At 69.2% G+C, this 23,800-nt stretch carries 23 protein-coding genes; 16 read left to right on the top strand and 7 right to left on the bottom strand.

Going from position 1 to position 23,800, the window contains the following annotated elements; all coding sequences use genetic code 11:
* The first annotated feature begins 19 nt into the window (after positions 1-19).
* The 4 genes from trpB to JL108_RS12560 are packed head-to-tail and all read left to right on the top strand — an operon-like array spanning position 20 to position 3,418.
* Positions 20-1,255, top strand: coding sequence for a tryptophan synthase subunit beta (gene trpB / locus JL108_RS12575; protein ID WP_143913163.1), 1,236 nt, complete (start codon positions 20-22; stop codon positions 1,253-1,255).
* On the top strand, positions 1,252-2,046 hold the full coding sequence (gene trpA, locus JL108_RS12570; RefSeq protein ID WP_205198605.1) for a tryptophan synthase subunit alpha: 795 nt from the start codon (positions 1,252-1,254) through the stop codon (positions 2,044-2,046). Before trpB ends, trpA begins: the two co-directional genes overlap by 4 nt.
* A complete protein-coding gene (gene lgt / locus JL108_RS12565) occupies positions 2,043-2,912 on the top strand; it encodes a prolipoprotein diacylglyceryl transferase (RefSeq protein WP_205198604.1) in 870 nt (289 codons plus the stop codon). The genes trpA and lgt overlap by 4 nt, the downstream gene beginning before the upstream one ends.
* Complete coding sequence (locus JL108_RS12560) at positions 2,909-3,418, top strand: DinB family protein (RefSeq protein WP_307837258.1); 510 nt, start codon at positions 2,909-2,911, stop codon at positions 3,416-3,418. The genes lgt and JL108_RS12560 overlap by 4 nt, the downstream gene beginning before the upstream one ends.
* 296 nt (positions 3,419-3,714) lie before the next feature.
* Here JL108_RS12560 and JL108_RS12555 read toward each other — a convergent pair whose 3' ends face one another.
* Entirely contained in the window at positions 3,715-4,536 is an 822-nt protein-coding gene (locus JL108_RS12555; RefSeq protein ID WP_205198603.1) for a hypothetical protein, read from the bottom strand.
* Positions 4,537-4,660: 124 nt separating this feature from the next.
* A complete protein-coding gene (locus JL108_RS12550) occupies positions 4,661-4,942 on the bottom strand; it encodes an antitoxin (RefSeq protein WP_307837257.1) in 282 nt (93 codons plus the stop codon).
* Between the two features lie 61 nt (positions 4,943-5,003).
* On the opposite strand from JL108_RS12550, the gene miaA reads away from it, so the two are divergent.
* From miaA to galE, 5 genes are all read left to right on the top strand, one after another.
* Complete coding sequence (gene miaA, locus JL108_RS12545) at positions 5,004-5,924, top strand: tRNA (adenosine(37)-N6)-dimethylallyltransferase MiaA (protein ID WP_205198602.1); 921 nt, start codon at positions 5,004-5,006, stop codon at positions 5,922-5,924.
* Between the two features lie 12 nt (positions 5,925-5,936).
* Positions 5,937-6,761, top strand: a complete 825-nt coding sequence (gene dapF, locus JL108_RS12540; RefSeq protein WP_205198601.1) for a diaminopimelate epimerase — start codon at positions 5,937-5,939, stop codon at positions 6,759-6,761.
* Positions 6,762-6,828: 67 nt separating this feature from the next.
* Positions 6,829-8,241, top strand: coding sequence for a GTPase HflX (hflX, locus tag JL108_RS12535; RefSeq protein WP_205198600.1), 1,413 nt, complete (start codon positions 6,829-6,831; stop codon positions 8,239-8,241).
* 271 nt (positions 8,242-8,512) lie between these two features.
* Positions 8,513-10,450 carry an ATP-dependent DNA helicase gene (locus JL108_RS12530; RefSeq protein ID WP_205198599.1) on the top strand — a complete coding sequence of 646 codons (1,938 nt, stop codon included), beginning with the start codon at positions 8,513-8,515 and terminating at the stop codon, positions 10,448-10,450.
* 25 nt (positions 10,451-10,475) lie between these two features.
* A complete protein-coding gene (gene galE, locus JL108_RS12525; protein WP_205198598.1) occupies positions 10,476-11,432 on the top strand; it encodes a UDP-glucose 4-epimerase GalE in 957 nt (318 codons plus the stop codon).
* 124 nt (positions 11,433-11,556) lie between these two features.
* On the opposite strand, the gene lexA is transcribed toward galE, so the two are convergent.
* Together lexA and JL108_RS12515 are read right to left on the bottom strand one after the other, a co-directional pair.
* Complete coding sequence (gene lexA / locus JL108_RS12520) at positions 11,557-12,267, bottom strand: transcriptional repressor LexA (RefSeq protein WP_205198597.1); 711 nt, start codon at positions 12,265-12,267, stop codon at positions 11,557-11,559.
* A gap of 135 nt (positions 12,268-12,402) precedes the next feature.
* The gene (locus JL108_RS12515; protein WP_205198596.1) at positions 12,403-13,359 is read right to left on the bottom strand and encodes a YihY/virulence factor BrkB family protein; all 957 of its coding nucleotides are present in this window, start codon (positions 13,357-13,359) and stop codon (positions 12,403-12,405) included.
* Positions 13,360-13,437: 78 nt separating this feature from the next.
* Between JL108_RS12515 and JL108_RS12510 the strand changes: the two genes are divergently transcribed.
* From JL108_RS12510 to JL108_RS12500, 3 genes are all read left to right on the top strand, one after another.
* A complete protein-coding gene (locus JL108_RS12510; RefSeq protein ID WP_205198595.1) occupies positions 13,438-13,794 on the top strand; it encodes a cupin domain-containing protein in 357 nt (118 codons plus the stop codon).
* 22 nt (positions 13,795-13,816) lie between these two features.
* Entirely contained in the window at positions 13,817-14,386 is a 570-nt protein-coding gene (locus JL108_RS12505; protein WP_205198594.1) for a molybdenum cofactor guanylyltransferase, read from the top strand.
* Between the two features lie 282 nt (positions 14,387-14,668).
* A complete protein-coding gene (locus tag JL108_RS12500) occupies positions 14,669-15,064 on the top strand; it encodes a LysM domain-containing protein (RefSeq protein ID WP_205198593.1) in 396 nt (131 codons plus the stop codon).
* A 55-nt stretch (positions 15,065-15,119) separates the two neighbouring features.
* On the opposite strand, the gene JL108_RS12495 is transcribed toward JL108_RS12500, so the two are convergent.
* Positions 15,120-16,310: an RNA polymerase sigma factor gene (locus JL108_RS12495; RefSeq protein WP_205198592.1), complete on the bottom strand. Its 1,191-nt coding sequence runs from the start codon at positions 16,308-16,310 to the stop codon at positions 15,120-15,122.
* A gap of 350 nt (positions 16,311-16,660) precedes the next feature.
* On the opposite strand from JL108_RS12495, the gene nrdR reads away from it, so the two are divergent.
* Together nrdR and JL108_RS12485 are read left to right on the top strand one after the other, a co-directional pair.
* Positions 16,661-17,167 (top strand): transcriptional regulator NrdR, encoded by a 507-nt coding sequence (gene nrdR, locus JL108_RS12490; RefSeq protein WP_143913178.1) that lies wholly within the window; start codon positions 16,661-16,663, stop codon positions 17,165-17,167.
* A 55-nt stretch (positions 17,168-17,222) separates the two neighbouring features.
* Entirely contained in the window at positions 17,223-20,135 is a 2,913-nt protein-coding gene (locus tag JL108_RS12485; RefSeq protein WP_205198591.1) for a vitamin B12-dependent ribonucleotide reductase, read from the top strand.
* A gap of 87 nt (positions 20,136-20,222) precedes the next feature.
* On the opposite strand, the gene JL108_RS12480 is transcribed toward JL108_RS12485, so the two are convergent.
* Positions 20,223-20,807, bottom strand: coding sequence for a flavodoxin family protein (locus JL108_RS12480; protein ID WP_205198590.1), 585 nt, complete (start codon positions 20,805-20,807; stop codon positions 20,223-20,225).
* Positions 20,808-20,878: 71 nt separating this feature from the next.
* On the opposite strand from JL108_RS12480, the gene JL108_RS12475 reads away from it, so the two are divergent.
* Positions 20,879-21,958, top strand: coding sequence for an aromatic acid exporter family protein (locus tag JL108_RS12475; protein WP_205198589.1), 1,080 nt, complete (start codon positions 20,879-20,881; stop codon positions 21,956-21,958).
* Here the strand turns inward: JL108_RS12475 and JL108_RS12470 are convergent.
* Complete coding sequence (locus JL108_RS12470; protein ID WP_205198588.1) at positions 21,952-22,437, bottom strand: hypothetical protein; 486 nt, start codon at positions 22,435-22,437, stop codon at positions 21,952-21,954. The genes JL108_RS12475 and JL108_RS12470 overlap by 7 nt on opposite strands.
* Before the next feature lie 144 nt (positions 22,438-22,581).
* On the opposite strand from JL108_RS12470, the gene JL108_RS12465 reads away from it, so the two are divergent.
* The gene (locus JL108_RS12465) at positions 22,582-23,769 is read left to right on the top strand and encodes an alcohol dehydrogenase catalytic domain-containing protein (protein ID WP_205198587.1); all 1,188 of its coding nucleotides are present in this window, start codon (positions 22,582-22,584) and stop codon (positions 23,767-23,769) included.
* Positions 23,770-23,800: the final 31 nt, after the last annotated feature.

Raw genomic sequence — 23,800 nt, 5'->3', positions numbered from 1 at the left:
TCGCACCGAAGGCACGCCCATGACCGTCTCGCCCCCTGCCCAACCCGACGCCCGAGGCCATTTCGGCCGTTTCGGCGGCCGCTTCATGCCCGAGGCGCTCATCGCCCCGCTCGACGAGATCACCGAGGCGTGGGAGGACGCGAAGGCCGACCCCACGTTCACGGCCGAGCTGGCGCGGATGCTGCGCGAGTACGCCAATGTTCCCAGCCCGCTGTACGAGGCACATCGATTCTCCGAGGCGGTCGGGGCTCGTATCCTGCTCAAACGCGAGGATCTCAATCACACCGGGGCCCACAAGATCCGCAATGTCATCGGCCAGGCGCTGCTGGCCAAACGTCTCGGCAAGCCGCGTGCGATCGCGGAGACCGGCGCGGGTCAGCACGGAGTGGCCTCGGCGACCGCCTGCGCCTACCTCGACCTCGACTGCACCGTCTACATGGGCGAGGTCGACACCGAGCGCCAGGCGCTCAACGTCGCCCGCATGAGGATGCTGGGTGCCGAGGTGGTGCCGGTCACCACCGGCAGCCGCACCCTCAAGGATGCGATCAACGAGGCTCTGCGCGACTGGGTCAGCACGGTCGACACGACCCACTACCTCTTCGGCACCGCTGCCGGCCCGCATCCCTTCCCGGCGATGGTGCGTGATCTGACCCGCGGCATCGGCGACGAGGCCCGGGCCCAGTCGTTGGAGCTGCTGGGTCGGTTGCCGGACGTCGCCGTCGCCTGCGTGGGCGGCGGATCCAATGCGATCGGCCTGTTCACCGGCTTCGTGGCCGATGAGCAGGTCCGCCTCGTCGGCATCGAGGCCGGGGGCGACGGCATCGAGACCGGACGTCACGCCGCCACCATCACCGGCGGCGATATCGGCGTGCTGCACGGGGCGCGCTCGTACCTGCTCCAGGACGAGGACGGCCAGACCCTCGACTCGCACTCCATCTCGGCCGGACTGGACTACCCGGGCGTTGGCCCAGAACACGCGCATCTCGCCGCCACCGGGCGTGCCGAGTACCGACCGGCGACGGACGCGCAGGCGATGTCCGCATTCGAGCTGCTGTGCCGCACGGAGGGGATCATCCCGGCGATCGAGTCCGCTCACGCGCTCGCGGGGGCGATCGAGCTGGCCGAGGAGATGGGCTCCGATGCCACGATCCTGGTCAACCTCTCCGGCCGCGGGGACAAGGATGTCCACACCGCGGCGCAGTATTTCGGCCTCATCGAGGAGCCGGTCGTGCTCGACGAAGGGACCGAGGAATGAGCTCGATCGACGCGCTGTTCGAGCGCACCCGCTCGGAGAACCGCGCGGCGCTCGTCGGCTATCTGCCCGCGGGGTTCCCCTCCAAGGACCTGTCGATCCGGGCGATCGAGACGATGGTCGACGCGGGTGTCGACCTGGTCGAGGTCGGGCTGCCCTATAGCGATCCGGTCATGGACGGTCCCACGATCCAGGCGGCAGCCGATGTCGCGCTCGCCGGGGGTACGCGCATCGGCGACGTGTTCGATGTCGTGAAGGCGAGTGCCGCCACCGGCGCGCCGACCGTGGTGATGACCTACTGGAATCCAGTCGAACGCTACGGCGTGGAGCGTTTCGCCGCTGACCTCGCCGCGGTCGGGGGAGCGGGGCTCATCACCCCCGACATGACTCCTGACGAGGCCGAGGAATGGATCACCGCCTCCACGGCGCATGAGCTGTCCCGGGTGTTCCTGGTCGCTCCGTCCTCCACCGACGAGCGGCTGGCCATGACTGCCGAGGCCGCGAGCGGGTTCGTGTACGCCACGGCGGTGATGGGCGTCACCGGGCAGCGCGAGCAGACCAGCAACCTGGCCCCGGAGCTGGTCGCCCGCCTGCGCGAGGTCACCGACAAGCCGGTCGGCGTCGGCCTGGGCGTCAGCAACGGCGCGCAGGCCCACGAGGTCGCGGCCTTCTCCGATGCGGTCATCGTGGGCTCCGCGCTGGTGCGCTGTCTGCTCGACCACGACGAACCCGATGATGCCCTCGCCGCGCTGCGCGCGCTGGTGGCCGATCTGCGCGCGGGGGTGGAGCGATGATCATCGCCTCGATCCCGAGCCCCGCGGAGAACGTCTGGCACCTCGGCCCTCTGCCGATCCGGGCGTACGCCCTGGCGATCATCCTCGGCGCGATCCTCGCGATCTGGATCGGTGAGCGGCGCTATCGGGCCAAGGGCGGCAAGCCCGGCACCATCGGCGATATCGCCATCTGGGCGGTGCCCTTCGGCATCATCGGCGGCCGGCTCTATCACGTCGCCACCGACCCGCAGCTCTACTTCGGCGAGGGGCGCGATCCGCTCGACGCCCTCAAGATCTGGAACGGCGGGCTCGGCATCTGGGGTGCCATCGCCCTCGGCGCTCTGGGCGCCTGGATCGCCTGCCGTCGCTACAAGGTGGCGTTCTGGCCGGTGGCCGATGCGCTGGCGCCGGGCCTGCTGGTCGCCCAGGGAGTCGGGCGTCTCGGCAACTACGCCAATCAGGAGCTCTTCGGTCGGCCGACCGATCTGCCCTGGGGTCTGGAGATCGCGCCGCAGTTCCGTCCCGAGGGATATCTGGAGTTCGCGACCTTCCATCCGACCTTCCTCTACGAGCTGATCTGGAATCTGCTGGCCGCCGCCCTGATCGTGTGGCTCGATCGTCGCTATCGACTGACCCACGGACGTGCCTTCGCGCTCTACGTGATGCTGTACACGATGGGCCGCCTCGTCACCGAGGCTCTGCGGATCGACACCGTCAACCACATCGGCCCCTTCCGGTTGAACATCTGGACGACGATCCTGGTCTTCGCCGGCGGCCTGGTCCTGTTCCTGTGGGCCCGTCGGCGTGCCCAGGACTCGCCCGAGGTGCTCAGCACCGATCCGTCCGCTGTCGATGAGGTGGCCGACGACTCCTCGTCCGACCGGTGAATCCGGACGCCCCGGAGGTCTTCGACGCGCCCCTCGAGGTGCAGCTGGCGGCCTTCGTCGATCAGCACCGGCAGATGCTCGCGGGATTGCTGGACGGGGTCGACGAGCGCGAGGCGCGCACTGTGCTGGTGCCCTCCAAGACGACCCTGCTCGGCCTCGTCAAGCATGCGATCTTCGTCGAGCGGGTCTGGTTCGAGGAGGCGGTCACGGGCCGCTCCCGATCCGAGCTGGGGCTTCAGGCAGAACCCGACGAGTCCTTCGACCTGTGCCCCGAGGACACGATCGTCTCGGTAGCGGAGGCGTACCGCGCGACCGTCGCGAGGTCACGCTCGGCCGTCGAGGGCCTGACGATGGACGATGTGCTCACCGGCAACCGGCGTGGGCCCTTGCCGCTGCGCTGGGTCTACCTGCATGTGCTGCGCGAGCTGGCCCAGCACTGCGGCCACGGCGACATCCTCAAGGAGCAGCTCATCGCTCGCCGCGATCTCGGCCCCGCCGGTGACTGAGCGGAGATAGCCGTCACGTATCGAGATCACGTTCCGCAATGTGGTCTCGCTACGCTCGGTCGCTGGCGCTCCCTCGCACTCGACCAGCGAGGGGGCCGGTGGTCGTCCGTGGCCGGCGGGTCTCGATGTTCCGGTGGTTGAGTGGGGTTGGCCGTTATGTTTCGAGATCAGGTTTCCGTAGTGTGGTCTCGCTACGCTCGGTCGCTGGCGCTCCCTCGCACTCGACCAGCGAGGGGGCCGGTGGTCGTCCGTGGCCGGCGGGTCTCGATGTTCCGGTGGTTGAGTGGGGTTGGCCGTTATGTTTCGAGATCAGGTTTCCGTAGTGTGGTCTCGATACGCTCGGTCGCTGGCGCTCCCTCGCACTCGACCACCGAGGGGCCCAGGCGGGAACCGGTCGTCGTCCGTGGCTGGGCATGTATCGATGTCCCGGTGGTTGAGTAGCGTGAGGCCGTTCGCGGCCGGCGCGTATCGAAACCACGCGGGTGCTCGCCCACGGAGCTGAGTTCCCACGACGCGACCCAGTAGCCGATGCCGAGGGGAGCATCGTCGTAGGTCACCGTTCCTCGCCAGTCGAGGTCGGCGGCCGCGCTCGCGGCGTGCGCGAGGGTCGGCGCGCCCGAGCAGCCCAGATCGAGCGCGGACTCCGTGTCGAGGACGCGCAGAGCATCGGGATCGGCCGAAGCGAGGGCGCCGACGATCTCCGCCTGGCCCTTCGGACCTCGCGGATCGAAGCCCAGCGGGGACAGCTCGTTCACGCAGGCGTATCCGTCGGCCACGACCACGAGGGCCGGCGGTACGTCGGCCAGGGATGACGTATAGCGGCGCGGGCCGGACCAACCGGCATCGTCGAGCAACCAGGCGCCCAGGGTGTGCGCGAGGCCGAGTTCCTCGCGCGGGCCGCCAGCTCGGATATCGAGTCCGAATCCGCGCAGGCTGCCGCCGGCTCGCTCGTCACCGTCGACATCCGATGCCGACCCGTCGAGGACGACCACCTCGGCGGCCCCGTCGACGAGCCAGCCGACCGCAGCCCGGGCGGCATCGCGGGCGGGGGCCAGCAGCCGATCGTGGGAAACGGCCAGCAGCGGCGCACTCGGCACGAAGGCCCATCGGGTCGTCACGGTCCCGAGCCTAACCAGCCGGCCACTCCGTCAGCGGTGAGTAGGCGTCCATTCACGCGGCGCCATGGACGCTGAGTCACCGGGCGGACGTCAGGACGGACGCTGACTCACCGCCCAGGAGGGGTCAGGACTCCGAGCCGTCCTTCGGGTCGTTCTCGCCACCGTCATCGGTGGCCATGTCGTCGGCGGCTTGCTTCAGACGGTCGGCCGCCTCGTCGATCTTGCCGGTGAACTTGCCACCCGTCGCCTGGTCGGCGAGATCGCGCACCTTGTCCACGGCCGAATGGATATCGTCCTCGCGGCCCTGCATAGCCTCGCCAGCACGCTCCTTGGCGTCCTGGGCCTTCTGGCTGAGATCCTCACCGGCCATCTTGCCTCGGCCGAGCATTTTGCTGAGAAAGCTCACGGTCTGTCTCCTCTGTGACCACGGACGTCTGCGATCTCACGGTACCTGCGAGACTGGCCGCGTGCCCGTTCAGCGTCAGGATCGAGTCGTCGTCGTGGTCGGACCGACCGCATCGGGCAAGTCGGCGCTCGCGGTGGCCGTGAGCCGGCGTCTCGGTGGCGAGGTCGTCAATGCCGACGCGGTCCAGCTCTTCCGCGGCATGGACATCGGCAGCGCCAAGGTCACCGAGGCCGAGCGCGCCGGCGTGCGGCACCACCTCCTCGATGTGCTGGACGTGCGAGAAGAGGCCAATGTCGCCGTGTTCCAGCGGTCCGCGCGACGTGCCATCGACGAGATCCGTGGTCGTGGAGCGCTGCCGGTGCTCGTCGGCGGCTCGTCACTGTATGTGCGCGCCGTGATCGACCCGCTCGACTTCCCGGGGACCGACCCGGACGTGCGGGCGCGCTGGGATCAGCGGTTGAGCGAGCTCGGCGCGGAGGCTCTCCACGCGGAGCTGCGCCGCCGCGATCCCGCAGCCGCCGAGCAGATCCTGCCCACCAACGGCCGCCGCATCGTGCGGGCCCTCGAGGTCGGGGAGCTCACCGGCGCGCCCTTCACAGCGACGATGCCGGACTTCACGTCGATCTACGACGACCTCGTGATGATCGGACTCGACGTGCCGCGTGACGTGCTCGACGACCGGATCAGGCGCCGGGTCGACCAGATGTGGGACGACGGGCTCGTCGAGGAGGTCGAGAGGCTGCGAGCTGAGGGCATCGAGGAGGGGCTCACCGCCAGCCGAGCGCTGGGCTATCAGCAGCTGCTCGCCCACGGACGGGGGGAGATCGGCGAGGACGAGGCACGTGAGCAGACGATCACCGGCACGCGCCGGTTCGCGCGTCGCCAGGACCGCATGTTCAGGAAGGACCCGCGGGTGCGGTGGCTGCCCTATGACGCCGCCGATCTGGTCGAGCGCGCCGTGGCCCTGGCGGAGGCACCGTAGACTGGACGTCTCATGACTTTCTCCTGGCAGAAGGGGCACGGTACGGAGAACGACTTCGTGCTGCTGCCCGACCACGACGGCACCGTCCACGGCGACCTCGATCCGAGCTTCGTGGCGGCCCTGTGTCATCGGCGCCGCGGGATCGGCGCCGATGGCGTGCTGCGCGTGATCCGATCGTCCGCGGCGGGAGTGACGTCCGAGGCCGAGTGGTTCATGGACTATCGCAATGCCGATGGATCGATCAGCGAGATGTGCGGCAACGGCGTGCGGGTCTTCGCCCGCCATCTGCTGGACGAGAAGCTGGTCGACACCGATCGCTTCGCGGTCGCCACGCGCGACGGCGACAAGCTCGTCTCCGTCGGCGCGGACGGGCAGATCGCCGTCGACATGGGCGCCTTCAGCATCGGCGGGTACAGCGAGGTCCGCACGAGCGAGGGTCTCGCCGTGACCGCGCGCGAGGTCCACACCGGCAATCCGCACGCGGTCGCCTTCGTCGACGATGTCGACGAAGCCGGAACGCTGCTGACCGAGCCGCACTTCGACCGTGAGGTCTATCCCGAGGGCGTCAACATCGAATTCGTCGCCCGTCGTGGCCCCGGACACGTGCGCATGCGGGTGCACGAGCGGGGCTCAGGGGAGACGCGCTCGTGCGGCACCGGGGCCTGCGCCGTCGGGATCGCCACTGCGCTCGCCGACGGTGACACAGCGCGGCCGACCGAGTATCGGATCGACGTCCCAGGGGGCACGGTGCACGTGACACTGGACGAGAACGACCACGTGGTCCTCACCGGACCCGCCGAGATCGTGGCCCGCGGCGAGATGGAGTGGATGGCATGAGCGAGCGAAAAGATGGGCTGCTCATGCCGGCATCGGCCTATGGTGGTCTTTTTCAGGCGGTGGTGGCATGAGCGAGCGGAACAACGGGCTGACTGAGCGGAACGAGGAGATCGTGGACTCCGGCTCGCTTGACCTGGAGGAGCGGTCCTCGCTGCGCCGCGTCGCGGGGCTCTCGACCGAGCTCACCGACATCTCCGAGGTCGAGTATCGGCAGCTGCGGCTCGAACGGGTCGTCCTCGTCGGCGTCTGGACCGATGGCACCGCGGCCGATGCCGAGAACTCGCTGGCGGAGTTGAAGCTGCTGGCCGAGACGGCGGGCTCGGAGGTCCTCGACGCGCTGGTGCAGCGACGCCAGCGTCCGGACCCCGCCACGTTCATCGGCAGCGGCAAGGTCGACGAGCTGCGCGAGGCGGTGGAGGCGACCGGCGCCGACACGGTCATCTGCGATGGCGAGCTCGCGCCCAGCCAGCTGCGCAATCTGGAGGATCGGGTCAAGGTCAAGGTGGTCGACCGGGTCGCCCTGATCCTCGACATCTTCGCGCAGCATGCGAAGAGCGCGGAGGGCAAGGCGCAGGTCGAGCTGGCCCAGTTGCAGTACCAGAGCCAGCGACTGCGCGGGTGGGGCGGCAATCTGTCCCGCCAGGCCGGTGGCCGTGCCGCCGGCGGTGAGGGCATCGGCGGTCGCGGACCGGGTGAGACCAAGATCGAGACCGATCGTCGGCGGATCCAGTCGCGCGCGGCCAAGCTGCGCCGCGAACTGGCCGAGCTGCGGACCACGCGCGACACCAAGCGCGCCAATCGCCAACGCCATCAGATCCCCTCGGTGGCGATCGCGGGGTACACGAATGCCGGCAAATCGAGTCTGCTGAACCGGCTCACCCATGCCGGCGTGCTGGTCGAGGACGCCCTGTTCGCGACCCTCGATCCCACGACCCGGCGCACTCAGACCTCCGACGGCCGTGTGTACACGTTGTCGGACACCGTCGGCTTCGTCCGGCATCTGCCGCACCAGCTCGTCGAAGCCTTCCGGTCCACCCTCGAGGAGGTCGCCGATGCCGACCTGATCGTGCATGTCGTCGACGGCTCGCATCCCGACCCGCTCGGGCAGATCACCGCGGTGCGCGAGGTCTTCGCCGAGATCGGCGCCGAGGGCGTCCGCGAGGTCATCGTTGTCAACAAGGCCGATGCCGCCGACCCCGCGGTGGTACGCGAGGTGCTCGCCCGTGAGCCGCACGCCGTGGTGGTCAGCGCCCGCACGGGCGAGGGGATCGACGAGCTGCTCGGACTCATCGAGAGCGAGCTGCCGCGGCCCGAGGTCGCGGTGGATCTCGTGCTGCCGTACGAGCGCGGCGACCTGCTCAATCGGATCCATGAGTCCGGCGAGATCGACGAGGTGGAGCACCGTTCCGACGGCACCCGGGTCGCCGCGCGCGTCGGGGCCGGTCTCGCGGCCGAGCTCGCTCCGTATCTCGTCGAGTAGACGATCGATGTGCGTGCGCGGTTGCTGGAGCGACCACGCACGCACATCCTGTGTCGCGCCCGGTCCAACTGACAGCCCTCACCGTGGGCGGTGACGTACGCACCCCTCGTGCGCGTGGCAGGTGAGCGAGGCACCCCTCCCGCGGTCCGAGACGTGCGTAACCCACCTCTCCCAGGAGCGCGTGAGGCCGCACCGCCCGCCCCCGCTCGATCCGGAAGGGTGCCTGTGGACCGCGGCCGAGCCGCGCGCGATGACCCGGTAGCCTGCGGCCATGGCCTCTGACGTGCGCGATGTCCTGTCGGCCGCGGTGGACGCGGTGGGAGGCACCGAACGACCCGGCCAGATCGCGATGGCCGAGGCCGTCCAACAGGCCTTCGACACCGAACAGCACCTGCTCGTCCAGGCCGGCACAGGCACCGGGAAATCGCTGGGATACCTCGTGCCCAGCCTGCTCCACGATCAGCGCGTGGTGATCGCCACGGCCACGCTCAACCTGCAGCATCAGCTGGTCGAGCGGGATATTCCCGCGCTCAAGGAGGCGGCCCGCGAGGTGCTGGACGAGGTCCCGCACCACGCTGTGGTCAAGGGACGCGGCAATTACGCGTGCCTGCATCGCGTCCGCGAGGGCGCCCCGGACGACCAGGGCACGCTCATCGAGGTGCCGGAGGGAACCCTGGGTGCCGAGGTCGTCGCCCTGCGTGAGTGGGCCGAGCAGCAGGCCGACGGCGGTCACGTGGGCGACCGGGACGCGGCGCCCTCGCACAACGAGCGGGCCTGGCGTCAGGTCAGCGTCACCGCGCGGGAGTGCCTGGGCGCCCAGCGCTGCCCCTACGCCCTCGAATGCTTCGCCGAGCGGGCGCGCGAGGACGCCCAGCAGGCCCACATCGTGGTCACCAACCACGCGATGCTCGCCATCGACGCGATCGACGGCGTGCCGATGCTGCCGGAGTTCGGAACCGTCGTGATCGACGAGGCACACGAGCTCGCCGCCCGGGTCACGCAGGCGGCCACCCAGGAACTGGACCCCGCCGGTATCGAGCGGGCGGCGCGCCGGGCCCGTCCGCACCTGACCGATCCGGAGGCCGCCGACGATCTGAGCGATGCCGCCGATGCGCTGGCTGACACACTCACCCATGTCTCGCCCGGCCGCATCGAGGAGCCGCCCCAACCGCTGCGCGCCGCGCTCGACCTCGTCCGCGACACCGCCCGCGCCTGCTTCTCGGCTTTCGGCAAGGAGCGAGGCGGCGAGGAGCCCGATCCCGCGCGCCAGCAGGCGCGCAGTGCCGTCGACGAGCTGCGACAGGTAGCCGAGCGCATGGCACGCGGCAGCGACACCGATGTCCTGTGGCTCGGCGAGCTGCGCACCGGCCAGCAACTGCGGATCGCGCCGATCGACGTGTCCGGCGCGCTGCGCGACAAGCTCTTCGGGGAGAAGACCGTCGTCCTGACCAGTGCGACCCTCGCGCTCGGCGGATCCTTCGATCCGGTCGCGCGGTCCCTCGGGCTCTGGGAGGACGCGCAGTGGCGCGGACTGGACGTGGGCTCGCCCTTCGACTACGCCAAGCAGGGGATGCTCTACGTCGCTCGCCACCTGCCCGCCCCCGGCCGGGACGGTCTGGAGGAGGATCAGCTCGGCGAGATCACCGCCCTGGTCAAGGCGGCCGGTGGGCGAACACTCGGGCTGTTCTCCTCGCGGCGAGGCGCCGAACGTGCCGCTGAGTATGTGCGCATGGCCCTACCGGATATCGAGGTGCTGTGCCAGGGGGACGCGCAGCTTCCCGAGCTCGCGCGCCGTTTCGCCGAGGAGCCGAGCACGTGCCTGTTCGGCACGCTGAGCCTCTGGCAGGGAGTCGACCTTCCCGGTGACACCTGCACGCTCGTGATCATCGACCGCATCCCCTTCCCTCGCCCCGACGACCCTCTGATGAGCGCTCGTCAGCGGCTGGTGGAGAAACGCGGCGGTAACGGCTTCATGCAGGTCGCCGCCCACCACGCGGCGCTGCTGCTGGCGCAGGGAGCGGGCCGTCTCATCCGGCGCGCGGACGACCGCGGCGTGGTCGCGATGCTCGACCCCCGCATCGTCACGGCGCGCTACGGAGGCTTCCTCGCGGCGTCGATGCCGCCGCTCTGGCGCACCACCGACCGCGCCACCGTGATGGCGGCGCTGGGACGACTCGACGCAGCTGCCGTGGAGCGTGCCGCATCCTGAGCGACGGTCTCAGTACGCTGAGGTCATGGCGATCTTGGTGACCGGCGGAGCCGGCTACATCGGCGCGCATATCGTGCGTGCCTTCGGCGAGGCAGGACTTGATTCGGTGGTGGTCGACGACCTGTCGAGCGGGCACCGCGAGTTCGTGCCCGATGACGTGCCCTTCATCGATCTCAACATCACCCGCACCAAGAAGCTCACCGAGGCGCTGCGCCGGTACGACATCGAGGCGGTCGTGCATCTCGCCGGTTTCAAGTACGCCGGTGTCTCGGTCGAGCGGCCGCTGCACACCTACCAGCAGAACGTGCAGGGCACGGTCAGCCTGCTGCGGGCGATGGCCGAGCACGGCATCGGCACGATCGTGTTCTCCTCCAGCGCGGCGGTCTACGGCACACCCGATATCGCCCTCGTGACCGAGGACACGCCGACGGCGCCCGAATCACCCTATGGCGAGAGCAAGCTCGTGGGGGAGTGGGTCATCGCCGATCAGGCCCGGGCGACGGGTCTGCGGCACACCTCGCTGCGGTACTTCAACGTGGTGGGCTCGGGCACACCGGACCTGTACGACTCCAGCCCGCACAATCTGTTCCCGCTCGTCATCCGCGCGCTCAGCGAGGGTCACCGGCCGAAGATCTTCGGTGCGGACTACCCGACCCCGGACGGCACCTGCGTCAGGGACTACGTTCACGTCGCCGATCTCGCACAGGCGCACGTGGTGGCCGCCCAGAAGCTGCTGGCCGGCGAGCCGCTCGAGCCGGTCTACAACCTGGGCAGCGGCGACGGTGTCTCGGTACGACAGATCATGACCGCGGTGGCTCGTGCGACGGGTATCGACTTCGAGCCGCAGGTCGTCGATCGCCGTCCCGGGGACCCGGCGCGGATCGTGGCCTCGGGGGAGCGGGCCGCGCGCGACCTGCAGTGGGCCATGCGGCACACCCTGGACGAGATGGTGACGAGCGCCTGGCAGGCCGGCCGGGAGTGAGACCGCCCCTCGACGGGCGGTGAGTCAGCGTCCGTCTGTCACCTGAGATGGACGCTGATGCACCGCCGTATCGTGTGAACGGACGCCTACTCACCGCCCACGATGGGGAGAGGGCGCGGGGCGGTCAGACGCGGCGCAGGACCGCCGTGACCTTGCCGAGGATCGTGGCGTGGGTGCCGTCGATCGGCTCGTAGGCGTCGTTATGAGGCAGCAGCCAGACCTGGCCGTCCTTGCGCTGGAAGGTCTTGACCGTCGCCTCGCCGTCGATCTGCGCTGCCACGATCTCGCCGTTCTCCGCGACCGGCTGCTGGCGGATGACCACATAGTCGCCATCGCAGATGGCCGCATCGACCATCGAGTCGCCGCTGACCTCCAAGAGGAACAGGGTGCCGTCGCCCACCAGCGAGCTCGGCAGCGGCATGACCTCCTCGACCCGCTCCTCGGCGAGGATGGGACCGCCGGCGGCGATCCGTCCCACCACCGGCACATAGGTGGCCGCCGGACGCTCGTTGCCGAGATCGGTGACATCAGCGAGATCCTCGGCGGTGCTGCCGAGCGAGCGGTGCACCTCCGGCAGATGGATCTCCAGCGCACGCGGGCGGTTGGGATCGCGCTTGATGTAACCCATCCGCTCGAGCATGCGCAACTGGTGCGAGACCGAGGACGTGCTGGCGAGGCCGACGGCAGCCCCGACCTCACGCATGCTGGGCGGGTAGCCGCGATCGCGCAGGCTGTTGCGCAGGAACTCCAGCACCTTGCGCTGACGCGGGGTCAGCCCACTCGCATCGGGAGGTCCGTCGGGCAGTTCGGTGACGTCATCGCTGCGCTCGCTCATGCCGCCACCGCCTGGAGGAGAAGCAGGGTAGGCCGGTGCCGGCATGAGGTGACTGTCTTCGGTCGCTCGCTGCGCTCGCTCATACCGCCACGGTAGCGGGATCGACCGTCCATATCAAACATCTGTTCGAATGGGTCAGTGCGTGTCGTGACGGCGGCCCTGGGTGTCGTCGATCACCTTGATGAAGGTGGTGATCTCGTCCTCGATCTGCAGCTGGGCACGTTCGGCATCGGTGCGGGACTGCGCGGTGTCCAGGTCCTCGGTGAGGGTGCGCTGGTTGACGACATTCTCCTCGACGGCCTGGAGCGCGGCACCGAACAACACGGCGTAGAGGCCCACCCACAGCCACAGCAGCAGGACCACCACGCCGGCGAGCGCACCGTAGGTCTCGCCGTAGCTGCCGAAGTTGTTGACGTACACCGAGAAGCCGACCGAGGCGATGATCCACAACCCGGCGGCGGCGAGCACCCCGCGTGTCACGAAGCGCTGTGGACTCGGGCGGTTGGGGGCGACGCGATACATCATCGCGATGAGGGCGATCACGAGACCGATCAGGATGAGCCAGCGCGCCACCTCGGCCGCGATGCGCACGCCCGGCACGATGTCGATGATCGAGAACAGGGCGGGCGCCACGGCCACCAGTGCCACGGCGACGATCGCGAAGGCGATCGCCGCGGCCGTCATGCCGTAGGCGAGCGCCTTGCGCTTGACGAAGCTGCGGTCATCGCCCAGTCCGTACATGGTGTTGACGGCGGTGAGCAGGTTGCTGACACCGCCGGATGCGCTGTAGAGCGCGATGACCAGCGCGATCACGGTGGTGACACCGAGCGCCCCGGAGGACGTCTCGGCGACCTGCTGGATCTGGTCGGTGACGATCGACGCGGCATCCGCTGGCAGCACGTCCTGGATGCGGTCGACCTGACCGGCGATCGTCTGGGGCGAGGCGAACAGGGCGTAGAGCGAGATGCCCGCGATCACCGCCGGGAACAGCGAGGTGAAGGTGTAGAAGGCGACACCCGCGGCGAGGAGCGGCGCCTGATGGGAGGACGCCTGCTGCCAGGCGAGCTTCGCGGTGGCGATCGTCGAACGCATGTCCCGAAACTATCGGTGAAGGCCGTGCTCCGCCTGGTGGGGACGGGTGATGAGCCTCTCGTGGCGTAGCGTCACCGTATGGATGCCGTTCGCTTGCCCGATCTCGTCGACGACCACCTCGCCGAGGCGAGGCGCCACGATCACGGCCGCAGTGCCCAGGCGTTGCATCCGGGCCGCCAGCATCAACTGCGGCAGACCCTCATCGCGATGGTCGAGGGCACCGCGCTCGGCGAGCATCAGGCTCCGGGGGAGGCCACCTTGCAGGTGCTGCGGGGCCGGGTGCGCCTCTCCAGCGCCGACTCGGCCACCGAGGCATCGGCGGGAGACCTGGTGATCATCCCGGCCGAGCGCCACGATCTTCACGCACTCGAGGACGCCGCCGTCCTGCTCACCACGATCGTGCCGTTGACCACGATCGTGCCCGAGGAGTCCTGAACATGTGTGCCGTCGAAGAGACGTGAGCGAGCCGTGGACGGATCCGGCCGGGACGCTCGATGCGGTGATCCTGGCCGGCGGCCGCGGCTCGCGGCTCGGCGGCCGTGACAAGGCCTCGATCGAGGTCGACGGAGAGTCGCTGCTGCGTCGGGCCGTGGACGGCGCCCGCTCGGCCGGATGCCGGGAGGTGGTCGTGGTCGGTCCGCCCCGGGCGGGGTGGGAGGAGATCGTCCAGGTGCGGGAGGAGCCCGCGTACGGCGGGCCTGTGGCGGCGCTGGCCGCGGCGCTCGGGCGGCTCCGGTCCGAGGACGTGCTCTTGATGGCCGTCGACCTGCGGAACGCCGCCGGCGTGGCGCGGCGGCTCGCCTCGTTGCCGCGCCCGCGCACCGGTGTCGTGCTCGTCGACGGCTCGGGAGCCGATCAGTGGCTCGCGTCCCGCTGGCGCACGGAGGTGCTGCGCGGCTCGTTGACCGGGGATCACCGCGATCAGGCTTTGCGACGCGTCCTGGGGGTGTTCGAACCGGACCGGGTGGTGGTCGGCGATGATCTGGTGCGCGATATCGACACCCCCGCCGATCTCGAGGGCCCCTGACCGCTCGACGAGTGGTGCGAACGCGATCGCGATCGCGAGCGGTGCATCTTCGCCTCTAATTCACTGAAAACCTGGCGGATATGCACCACTCGGCGCTCCGCCGGGGCGGGCGGCACGAGGATTTTTTCGATCAGATGTTCGATCGGTACTTGTTTTGTCAGTGGGCTCGCGTATAGTCGCTCATGTGTTCGATCGAACGGATGTTCGTCTCGAATGACATCGCCGAACGAGGTTCGGTCGGACACGCCAGACCTTGACCTCGGCTTCCCCACGGAGGACATCATGAGCGCTATCGCTTACCAGGACCTGACCCTGACCACCCCGCGTCCGCAGCGTCATCTGCGGGCGGTGCCGTCTCCGGCCGTACCCGACCGATCGGCACCGGTGCGGCTCACCCGTCGTGGTCGCGTGGTCGTGTTCGCCGCGGTGAGCCTGATCCTGGCGCTCGGCGCGGTCGTCATGGGTGCGTCCGTGGCCGCCACGAGCGATTCGGCTCCGGTCGCGACCACTACGGTGCAGGTGCAGCCCGGGCAGACCCTGTGGCACATCGCAGCCGAGGCCAACCCGGGAGGCGACGTGCGGGCCACGGTCGATGAGATCGTGCGTCTCAACGCGCTCCCCAATGCCAGCGGCCTGCAGATGGGCACCTCGCTCGCCGTTCCGGTCTACGCGGACTGACGCCTCGGTGCCGAGCCCGCCGTCACGCCCCGGGGAAGGGCGGGCGGCGGGTTCGTCATAGTGAGCGGCGAGTCGCGTGGGTGGCCATATAGGCCTGCTCGGCCCCGGGCTCGGCGCGAGCGGAGCCCACCTGCCACTGACGCTGGGCCTCCTCGAAACGTCCGAGCCGTTCGAGCAGCTCGGCTCGCACCGCGTGCCACAGATGGGAGTCGGCCGGCAGGGTGTCGACGACCTCGAGCGCGATCGCGGGCCCCTCGACCTCTGCGAGCGCCACGGCCCGGTTGAGGTCGACCGACGGGCCCGGGGCGATGATGCGCAAGGTGTCGTAGTGCGCCAGGACGGCACGCCAGTCGGCCGGCGTTCCGTCAGCCGTCGCGGCATGGAGGGCCTGGATCTCGGCCTCGACCGTGTACCGCGACAGCCTGGGGGAGCGCCGGCCCTGGCGAAGGAGGAACCCGGCCTCGGCGATCGTGTCGGACTCCCACAGCCCGCGGTCCTGATGCGACAACGCGATGAGATCGCCGTGCAGTCCGATGCGCGCCCGGCGGCGGGAGCGGATGAAGAGCATCAGAGCCAGCAGGCCGCGGATGTCGTCGTGATCAGGCAGCTGCGACAGCAGGGAACGGGTCAGCCCAATGGCCTCCTCGGAGAGATCGTCACCGGTCAGCGTCGCACTGCGCGAGCCGACATAGCCCTCGTTGAAGATGAGATAGAGCACGGCGAGCACGGCATCCAGCCGGTCGTCGAGATCCGCGACCGCCGGTGCGGCGAAGGAGATGTCGCCCCGGGTGATCGGACGCTTCGCCAGGTCGAGTCGGCGCCGCATCGTGGCGTCATCGACGCCGAAGGCGTGGGCGATCTCCGTGAGGGACAGGCCGGCACAGAAGCGCAGGACGAGGGCGACACGGGCCGGCAGGTGCAGCGCGGGGTGGCAGCAGGTGAACACCAGGGCCAGTCGATGATCTTCGGCGGTGTCCTCCACCAGTGCTGCCAGCGCTCGAGGCCGGGGCGTATCGGCGCCGCGCAGTCGATCGAGCGCCGCCCGACGGGCGGTGGCGAGGACCCAGCGGTCCGGTTGCTCCGGGATGCCGTCGCGGTCCCACGACTCGGAGGCCTCCGCGAAGGCCGCATCGGTGGCGGCCTCGACGAGGTCCAGGTCGCCGCTGTCGTGCAGCACCGCGGCCGCTGCCACGGCGTGGGCGCCGCGGAACGTCCGGACGATCCGTCGTTCGGCGAGGGTGGTCATGCGATGGCGTCGACCTGGAGGGCGGGCTCGGGTGACGCGGTGCTCATGCGAGTCCTCTCGGTGCTTCGGGGGCGTGCCCGGGGTGGCGAGGTGGTCGACACGATCTTGGCCGACACGCCGGGGAGCCGCACGCCGAGGTGTGCTGACCTGCGTAAACGCAGACTGTCAGACCCGCCTGTCAGGCTGTTTGCATGAGCCCGTCGGGCGACGTAGGCTAAACACTAGATGTAGTACTTACACTCGTGTAGTTCTCCACATATAGACCCACAAGTCGATCGGCGTTTCCCACAGATCCGCCTGTTTTCCACACTCGTGTCCACCACGTCGTCCACAGTGAGAGGAGCCCTGCGATGCGTTGCCCGTTCTGCAAGAACGACGACACCCGGGTCCTGGACAGCCGTGTCTCCGATGATGGTGGCGCCATCCGCCGGCGCCGTGCCTGCTCGGCCTGCGACAAGCGCTTCACGACGATGGAGCAGATGCAGCTGACGGTGCGCAAGAAGTCCGGCGCCACCGAGCCCTTCGCCCGCGACAAAGCCGTCGCGGGGGTGGCCAAGGCCTGCAAGGGACGCCCGGTCTCCGCCGACGATCTGGCCTGTCTGGGCCAGCAGGTCGAGGATGCCCTCCGCGCCAGCGGCTCGGCCGAGATCCCGGCCCACGAGATCGGGCTCGCGGTCCTGGAGCCGTTACGGGCCCTCGACGAGGTGGCCTATCTGCGGTTCGCGAGCGTCTACAAGGCCTTCGACTCCGCCGACGACTTCGTCGCCGAGATCGCCACTCTGCTCGCGGCCGCCACCGACGGCGAGCTCGCCGAGGAGGCGGCCCGGTCGGCACCCGGCGTCGACCCCACGAACTGACACACCACCCACCACACCAGTTGAAGCACCACCAGTTGAAACAGGAGCGCAAGGCATGACGGAGACGGTCAGCAACAGCCGAGGATCCGCACGAGGCGGGTCCCGCAAGCAGGCCAGCAAGGGCCTGACGGTGCAGCGGGTCTACACCACCGAGGGCGTGCACCCCTATGACGAGGTCACCTGGGAGCGCCGCGACGTGGTGCAGACCAACTGGAAGACCGGCGAGAACGTCTTCGAGCAGCGGGGCGTGGAGTTCCCCGACTTCTGGAGTGTCAACGCCTCCACGATCGTCACCACCAAGTACTTCCGGGGCGCCGTGGGCACCGAGCAGCGCGAGTCCAGCCTCAAGCAGCTGCTCGACCGCGTCGTGCTCACCTATGCCAAGGCCGGCAAGGAGAACGGCTACTTCGCCTCCGATGCCGACGCCGAGATCTTCGAGCACGAGCTCACGTACATGCTCCTGCACCAGATCTTCAGCTTCAACTCCCCGGTGTGGTTCAACGTGGGCACGTCCAGCCCGCAACAGGTCAGCGCCTGCTTCATCCTGGCCGTCGACGACTCGATGGACTCGATCCTCAACTGGTACCGCGAGGAGGGCCTGATCTTCAAGGGTGGATCCGGTGCCGGCCTCAACCTCTCGCGCATCCGCTCCAGCAAGGAGCTGCTGCGGTCCTCGGGCGGCACCGCCTCGGGCCCGGTCTCGTTCATGCGCGGCGCCGACGCCTCGGCCGGCACGATCAAGTCCGGTGGTGCCACGCGTCGCGCGGCCAAGATGGTCGTGCTGGACGTCGACCACCCCGACATCGTCGAGTTCGTCGAGACCAAGGAGCGCGAAGAGGAGAAGATCCGCGTGCTCCGTGACGCGGGCTTCGACATGGACCTCGGTGGCAGCGACATCACCAGTGTCCAGTACCAGAACGCCAACAACTCGGTGCGCGTGAGCGACGAGTACATGGAGGCCGTCGAGAACAGCACGGCCTTCGGACTGACCAGCCGCACCAGCGGCGACGTCATCGAGAGCATCGACGCGCGCGAGCTGTGGGAGAAGATCGCCAAGGCCGCGTGGGCCTGCGCCGACCCCGGTATCCAGTACGACTCCACGATCAACGACTGGCACACCACGCCGGAGTCCGGGCGCATCACCGCTTCCAACCCGTGCAGCGAGTACATGCACCTGGACAACTCCAGCTGCAACCTCGCGAGCCTGAACCTGCTGAAGTTCCTGAACGACGACGGTTCCTTCGCCACCGCGGAGTTCGTCAAGAGCGTCGAGCTGATCATCACCGCGATGGACATCTCGATCACCTTCGCGGACTTCCCGACCGAGGCCATCGGCGACACCACGCGCAAGTTCCGCCAGCTCGGCATCGGCTACGCCAACCTCGGCGCGCTGCTGATGGCCTCGGGCCTGGCCTACGACTCCGACGGTGGGCGCGCGCTCGCCGCGTCGATCACCTCGCTGATGACCGGCACCTCCTACCGCCGCAGCGCCGAGCTCGCGGGCATCGTCGGCCCCTACGAGGGCTACGCGGCCAACACCGAGCCGCACCAGCGCGTCATGCGCAAGCACCTCGCGGCCAATGACGACATCCGCACCAAGCACGCGATGGACATCGCCGTGCAGAAGGAGGCCACCAAGCAGTGGGCCGACAACCTCAAGATCGGTGAGAAGAGCGGCTGGCGTAACGCCCAGGCCTCGGTGCTCGCGCCCACCGGCACGATCGGCTTCATGATGGACTGCGACACGACGGGCATCGAGCCGGACTTCTCGCTGGTCAAGTTCAAGAAGCTCGTCGGCGGCGGTTCGTTGCAGGTCGTCAACCAGACCATCCCGGTCGCGCTCAAGCGTCTCGGCTACACCGGCGAGACGATCGAGGCGATCGTCGAGTACATCGCCGAGCACGGTCACGTCGTCGACGCTCCGGGCCTGCGCCCCGAGCACTACGAGGTGTTCGACTGCGCCGTCGGTGAGCGGGCCATCAAGCCGATGGGCCACGTGCGGATGATGGCAGCGGCTCAGCCGTTCCTGTCCGGTGCGATCAGCAAGACCGTCAACCTGCCCGAGACCGCGACCGTCGAGGACATCGCGGACATCTACTTCCAGGGCTGGAAGCTCGGTCTGAAGGCGCTGGCGGTCTACCGCGACAACTGCAAGGTCGGTCAGCCGCTGTCCAGCCAGAAGGCGCAGGACAAGGCGACGTCGGCGTCCGCGCAGGCCGAGGTCGAGGTCAAGACCGTCGTGGTCGAGAAGCCGATCCGTCGTCGCCTGCCCAAGAAGCGTCAGTCGATCACGACGAGCTTCAGCGTCGGCGGCGCCGAGGGGTACATGACCTCCGGTGCCCACGAGAACGGTGACCTCGGGGAGCTGTTCCTCAAGCTCGGCAAGCAGGGTTCGACCCTCGCGGGTGTCATGGACGCGTTCAGCATCGCCGTGTCGATCGGCCTGCAGTACGGGGTTCCGCTGGAGACCTTCGTCAGCAAGTTCACGAACCTCAAGTTCGAGCCCGCCGGTCTGACCGACGACTCCGATGTCCGGATGGCGCAGTCGATCATGGACTACGTCTTCCGTCGTCTGGCGCTGGACTACCTGGACTTCGACACGCGTTCGGCGCTCGGCATCTACTCGGCCGATGAGCGTCAGCGCTACCTCGACACCGGCTCGTACGAGCCCGCTGAGGGAGACGGCAGCACGGCCGCGGAACTGGTCAACGCGGCCAGGCCCGCAGCCGAGGCCCAGGTGGCACAGGAGGTCACGGCCGAGTCCGATGTCGACAGCGCCTCCGCGCAGGTGCAGGTCGAGTCGGCCAAGCCGGCTCCGAGCTCGGCACATACCTCCGCCGAGCTCCTCGAGGAGATCACCGGCGGGGCGATCGACAGCCCGCTCTGCATGACCTGCGGCACCAAGATGCGGCCGGCCGGCTCCTGCCACGTGTGCGAGGGCTGCGGCAGCACCAGCGGCTGCAGCTGATCGCTCGCAGCAGAACCGCGAACGGGAACGGCCGGAGGGTAGTCACCCTCCGGCCGTTCCCGTTCCCGTTCCCGTTCCCGCTCGCGGTCAGTCGGCGCCGAGGGCGTGGGCGACGTGTGCGAGGTGCGTCGCCATCGTCCGCCCGGTCTGCGCCGACCATTCGTGCCCTTCGCCGGTCTCGTGGTACTCCGGCCCAGGGCCGGGTCCGCGGTTCCAGTAGGTCCAGGACTGGCCGGGGATCGTGAAGCCGATATCCACGAGGGCGCCGCTGATCTCGCTGATGACATGGTGGGCGCCGTCCTCATTGCCGGTGACCACCACGCCGGCGACCTTGCCGTAGGCGATCGGCTCACCGTCCGCTCCGGTCTCGGCGATCATCGCGTCGAGGCGCTCCAGCAGCTGCTGGGCATAGGACGAAGGCCTCCCGACCCACGTGGGGGTGGCCACGACCAGAATCTGGGCGTCCACGATGGCGTCGTGCACGCGCGGCCACTCGTCCTCGCTCGACATCCGTGTCTCCACGCCGTGGTCCAGGCGCAGGTCGGCCAGGCGGAACCCGGTGATCTCGACGCCTTGGTCGCGCAGGCTGGAAGCCACCACCTCGGCCAGTTCGGCGGTGTTCGACGCTTCCGGCGAGGCCTTGAGCGTGCAGTTGACGAATACGGCTCTCATGGAGTCGACGTACCCCGTGCGGGCGACGTTCACACTGCGTCGGGCTCAGCTGGTCCGGGTACGCACTTCCCATGGAATCGAGGTGGCGTCACCGCTGGCAGATGTGGCTGCCCCGGCTGGCGATGGCGTTCAAGTCGGCGGCAGCGGCCTCACTCGCCTGGCTGATCGTGCTGCCCTTCGGGGCCGGGGGACCGGACTACGGCTATTACGCCCCGCTCGGCGCGGTGATCGCGGTGTCGGCCACCGTGGCGCGCTCCTCACGGCGGTCGATCCAGACGGTGGCGGCGATCCTGATCGGTAGCGCGCTCACCGCGGCGGTCGCGTGGATTCTGCCCGGGCCAGGGGTGATCGTCCTGACGATCGTGATCGCCGTCGGCGTCCTCCTCTCCGCGGTGCCGTGGTTGGGTGCCGCCGGACAGTGGGTGCCGCTCGCATCCCTCTTCGTCCTCGTCGTCGATCAGGAGGCGCGAGTCGACTACATCGCCTCCTATGCCGGCCTCACGGCGCTCGGAGCATTCGTCGGCATCGCGATGAACGCCGCCTTCCCGCCCCTGCCGGTGCGATCCCTCAGGCGCGCGCTCGACGATCTGCGGACCACCACGGCCGATCAACTCGAACGACTCTCCGGTCGCCTGCGGACCGACCCCGGGGACGAGGAAAGCGCACCGCCGGAGGTCGCCTTGGACCCGCGTCGCCAGCACGCCCGGCAGCTGGTGACGGAGCTGAACGACGCCCGCCGGGGAAACTGGCGGGCGCGCCACTGGACCGGGGATACGGACCGGCAGAGGGAATACGCCGCCGAGCTGCAACGACTGTCGCTCCTCGTCGAGGACCTCCCGCTCGTGGTCGATGCGCGCCAGTGCGAGGATCACTCACGGCGTGCGCTCGGCCCCGCACTGCGCCCCCTGGTCGCCGACGCGCTCGGTGACTGCGCCGAGTTGCTGAGATGCGCCGAGTCCCTGCATGCCGACCCGACTCTCCTGGACACCGCGGAGCGTTCCGTCGCGCAGCTGGAGGAACGCACGCTCGGTATGCGGGACGAGGCGGGTGATCTCTTCATCGCTGGGATGGTCGTGACGGTCTTGCGGGACATCGTACGGGCAGCCCGGGCGCATCTCGACGGCGCGAGTGTCCGTTCCTCCGATCAGTGAGGAGGTGTCTGGCGCCGGCTCAACGCCCGGTGAGCCGCCCGGGCATGTGCCTCGGTGAGACGGTCGTGCTGGCGTTCACCGAGCTCGAGCAGCTCTTCGAGGCGCGCCGTGTCGAGCCGTTCGTCACCCGCGGCGATCAGGGCCTGCCAGCCGGCGATCTTCCCGGCGACGGCATCGCGCATCGCCTCCAGGTCGACGAGATCGGTCAGGGGCGTGCGGCGGGTGAGACTCCCGTTCGGCTTCAGCCTCCCGAGCCGCTCGCCCACCTGGGCGAGGGTCATTCCGACGCTCGGGATGGTGGTGTCGGTGCGTCGGGCGAATTCGCGCAAGTCGCGCTGTTCGGACTCCAGCTCGTCGCGCAGCTCGGTCATCATCGCCCGGGCCGCCGGATCGAGCTGCTGACGGCCGCGGGCGGCCAACTCGATCCCGGCGGCGGCGCCCACCAGATGCGTACGGAGATAGTGGCTCAGTGGATTCACGGGTGTCTCCTCTCGACTCCTGTGGTGTACCCCATGAGATGCCCGGTGAATGGTTCGGTGCCGAACTGGGTACGTCCCCCTCAACCTACGAGAGGAGTCGACGATGGACACGATCGACAGCACGAGCCCCGAGGGTGGTCGCCGATGAGGGCCGTCACCTGGCAGGGACGCCGCGACGTCCGCGTGGACGAGGTCCCCGATCCGACACTGCGTGGGGCGGGGGAGATCATCGTGCAGGTCACGACCACGGGCCTGTGCGGCTCGGACCTGCACCTGTACGAGGTTCTCGGCCCCTTCATGACACCGGGTGATGTCCTCGGCCACGAGACGATGGGCGTCGTCGTGGAGAAGAGCCCTGACGTGACTGGTGTCGAGCTTGGCGACCGGGTGGTGGTGCCCTTCCAGATCGCCTGCGGGCACTGTTTCATGTGCGAGCGCGGTCTGCAGACACAGTGCGAGGTCACCCAGGTCCGCGAACAGGGCATGGGGGCGGCGCTCTTCGGCTACAGCCAGCTGTACGGCAGCGTGCCCGGCGGGCAGGCTGAGTACCTGCGCGTGCCGCATGCTGACTACGGGCCGATCGTCGTCTCGGGCGATCTTGAGGACGAACGCTATGTGTATCTCTCCGATGTGATGCCCACCGCCTGGCAGGCGGTGCAGTACGCCGAGGTCGGCGCCGATCAGACGCTGGCCATCGTGGGCCTGGGACCGATCGGCGACATGGCGGCCCGGCTGGCGACCCAGGCGGGCATCCGGGTGATCGGCTTCGACCGTGTGCCCGAGCGGCTGGCTCGACTGCGGGACCGGGGGATCGAGGTGGCCGATATCGACCGCGCCGATCCTGTCGAGATCGTCCAGGCGGCCACGGGAGGCCGCGGCGCCGACGGTGTCATCGATGCCGTCGGCATGGAGGCGCACGGCTCCACGATCGCGGAGACCGCGCAGAAGCTTGTGGGATACCTGCCCGGCCCGGTGGCGCGCGCCGCCATGACGAGGGTCAGCGTGGACCGGATGGGTGCCCTCGATCTGTCTCTCTCGCTCGTGCGCCGCGGCGGCACGGTCTCGCTCTCAGGGGTCTACGCCGGCACGATGGATCCGATGTCGCTGCAGACCATGTTCGATCGGCAGCTCACGGTGCGGATGGGGCAGGCCAATGTCCGCCGCTGGGTCGATGACCTCCTGCCGCTGGCCGAGGACTCCGCCGACCCGCTCGGGCTCGGGTCCTTCGCGACCCACCACCTCGACCTCGCGCAGGCGCCACACGCGTACGACATCTTCCAGCGCAAGGCTGAGGGCGCGGTGAAGGTGTTGTTCCATCCCTTCGGTCAGTGAGCGAGCCCGGTGGGCCGGCACAGCGCCGGCC

The sequence above is a fragment of the Aeromicrobium sp. YIM 150415 genome (assembly GCF_016918125.1).
In the GTDB taxonomy this organism is placed as follows: domain Bacteria; phylum Actinomycetota; class Actinomycetes; order Propionibacteriales; family Nocardioidaceae; genus Aeromicrobium; species Aeromicrobium piscarium.
Note: the sequence above shows the minus strand (reverse complement) of the source record. Positions and strands in the feature narration are given on the sequence as shown.

Bases quoted from the DNA above. Each gene is read 5' to 3' on its own strand.
- lexA (WP_205198597.1), bottom strand. From the start codon at position 12,267: ATGAGCGAGCGCAGCGATGACGTCACCGAACTGCCCGACGGACCTCCC.
- JL108_RS12500 (WP_205198593.1), top strand. From the start codon at position 14,669: ATGAGCGCTATCGCTTACCAGGACCTGACCCTGACCACCCCGCGTCCG.
- JL108_RS12515 (WP_205198596.1), bottom strand. From the start codon at position 13,359: ATGCGTTCGACGATCGCCACCGCGAAGCTCGCCTGGCAGCAGGCGTCC.
- trpB (WP_143913163.1), top strand. From the start codon at position 20: ATGACCGTCTCGCCCCCTGCCCAACCCGACGCCCGAGGCCATTTCGGC.
- nrdR (WP_143913178.1), top strand. From the start codon at position 16,661: ATGCGTTGCCCGTTCTGCAAGAACGACGACACCCGGGTCCTGGACAGC.
- JL108_RS12475 (WP_205198589.1), top strand. From the start codon at position 20,879: ATGGAATCGAGGTGGCGTCACCGCTGGCAGATGTGGCTGCCCCGGCTG.
- galE (WP_205198598.1), top strand. From the start codon at position 10,476: ATGGCGATCTTGGTGACCGGCGGAGCCGGCTACATCGGCGCGCATATC.
- dapF (WP_205198601.1), top strand. From the start codon at position 5,937: ATGACTTTCTCCTGGCAGAAGGGGCACGGTACGGAGAACGACTTCGTG.
- lgt (WP_205198604.1), top strand. From the start codon at position 2,043: ATGATCATCGCCTCGATCCCGAGCCCCGCGGAGAACGTCTGGCACCTC.
- JL108_RS12530 (WP_205198599.1), top strand. From the start codon at position 8,513: ATGGCCTCTGACGTGCGCGATGTCCTGTCGGCCGCGGTGGACGCGGTG.
- hflX (WP_205198600.1), top strand. From the start codon at position 6,829: ATGAGCGAGCGGAACAACGGGCTGACTGAGCGGAACGAGGAGATCGTG.
- JL108_RS12465 (WP_205198587.1), top strand. From the start codon at position 22,582: ATGAGGGCCGTCACCTGGCAGGGACGCCGCGACGTCCGCGTGGACGAG.
- JL108_RS12480 (WP_205198590.1), bottom strand. From the start codon at position 20,807: ATGAGAGCCGTATTCGTCAACTGCACGCTCAAGGCCTCGCCGGAAGCG.
- JL108_RS12510 (WP_205198595.1), top strand. From the start codon at position 13,438: ATGGATGCCGTTCGCTTGCCCGATCTCGTCGACGACCACCTCGCCGAG.
- JL108_RS12485 (WP_205198591.1), top strand. From the start codon at position 17,223: ATGACGGAGACGGTCAGCAACAGCCGAGGATCCGCACGAGGCGGGTCC.
- trpA (WP_205198605.1), top strand. From the start codon at position 1,252: ATGAGCTCGATCGACGCGCTGTTCGAGCGCACCCGCTCGGAGAACCGC.
- JL108_RS12495 (WP_205198592.1), bottom strand. From the start codon at position 16,310: ATGACCACCCTCGCCGAACGACGGATCGTCCGGACGTTCCGCGGCGCC.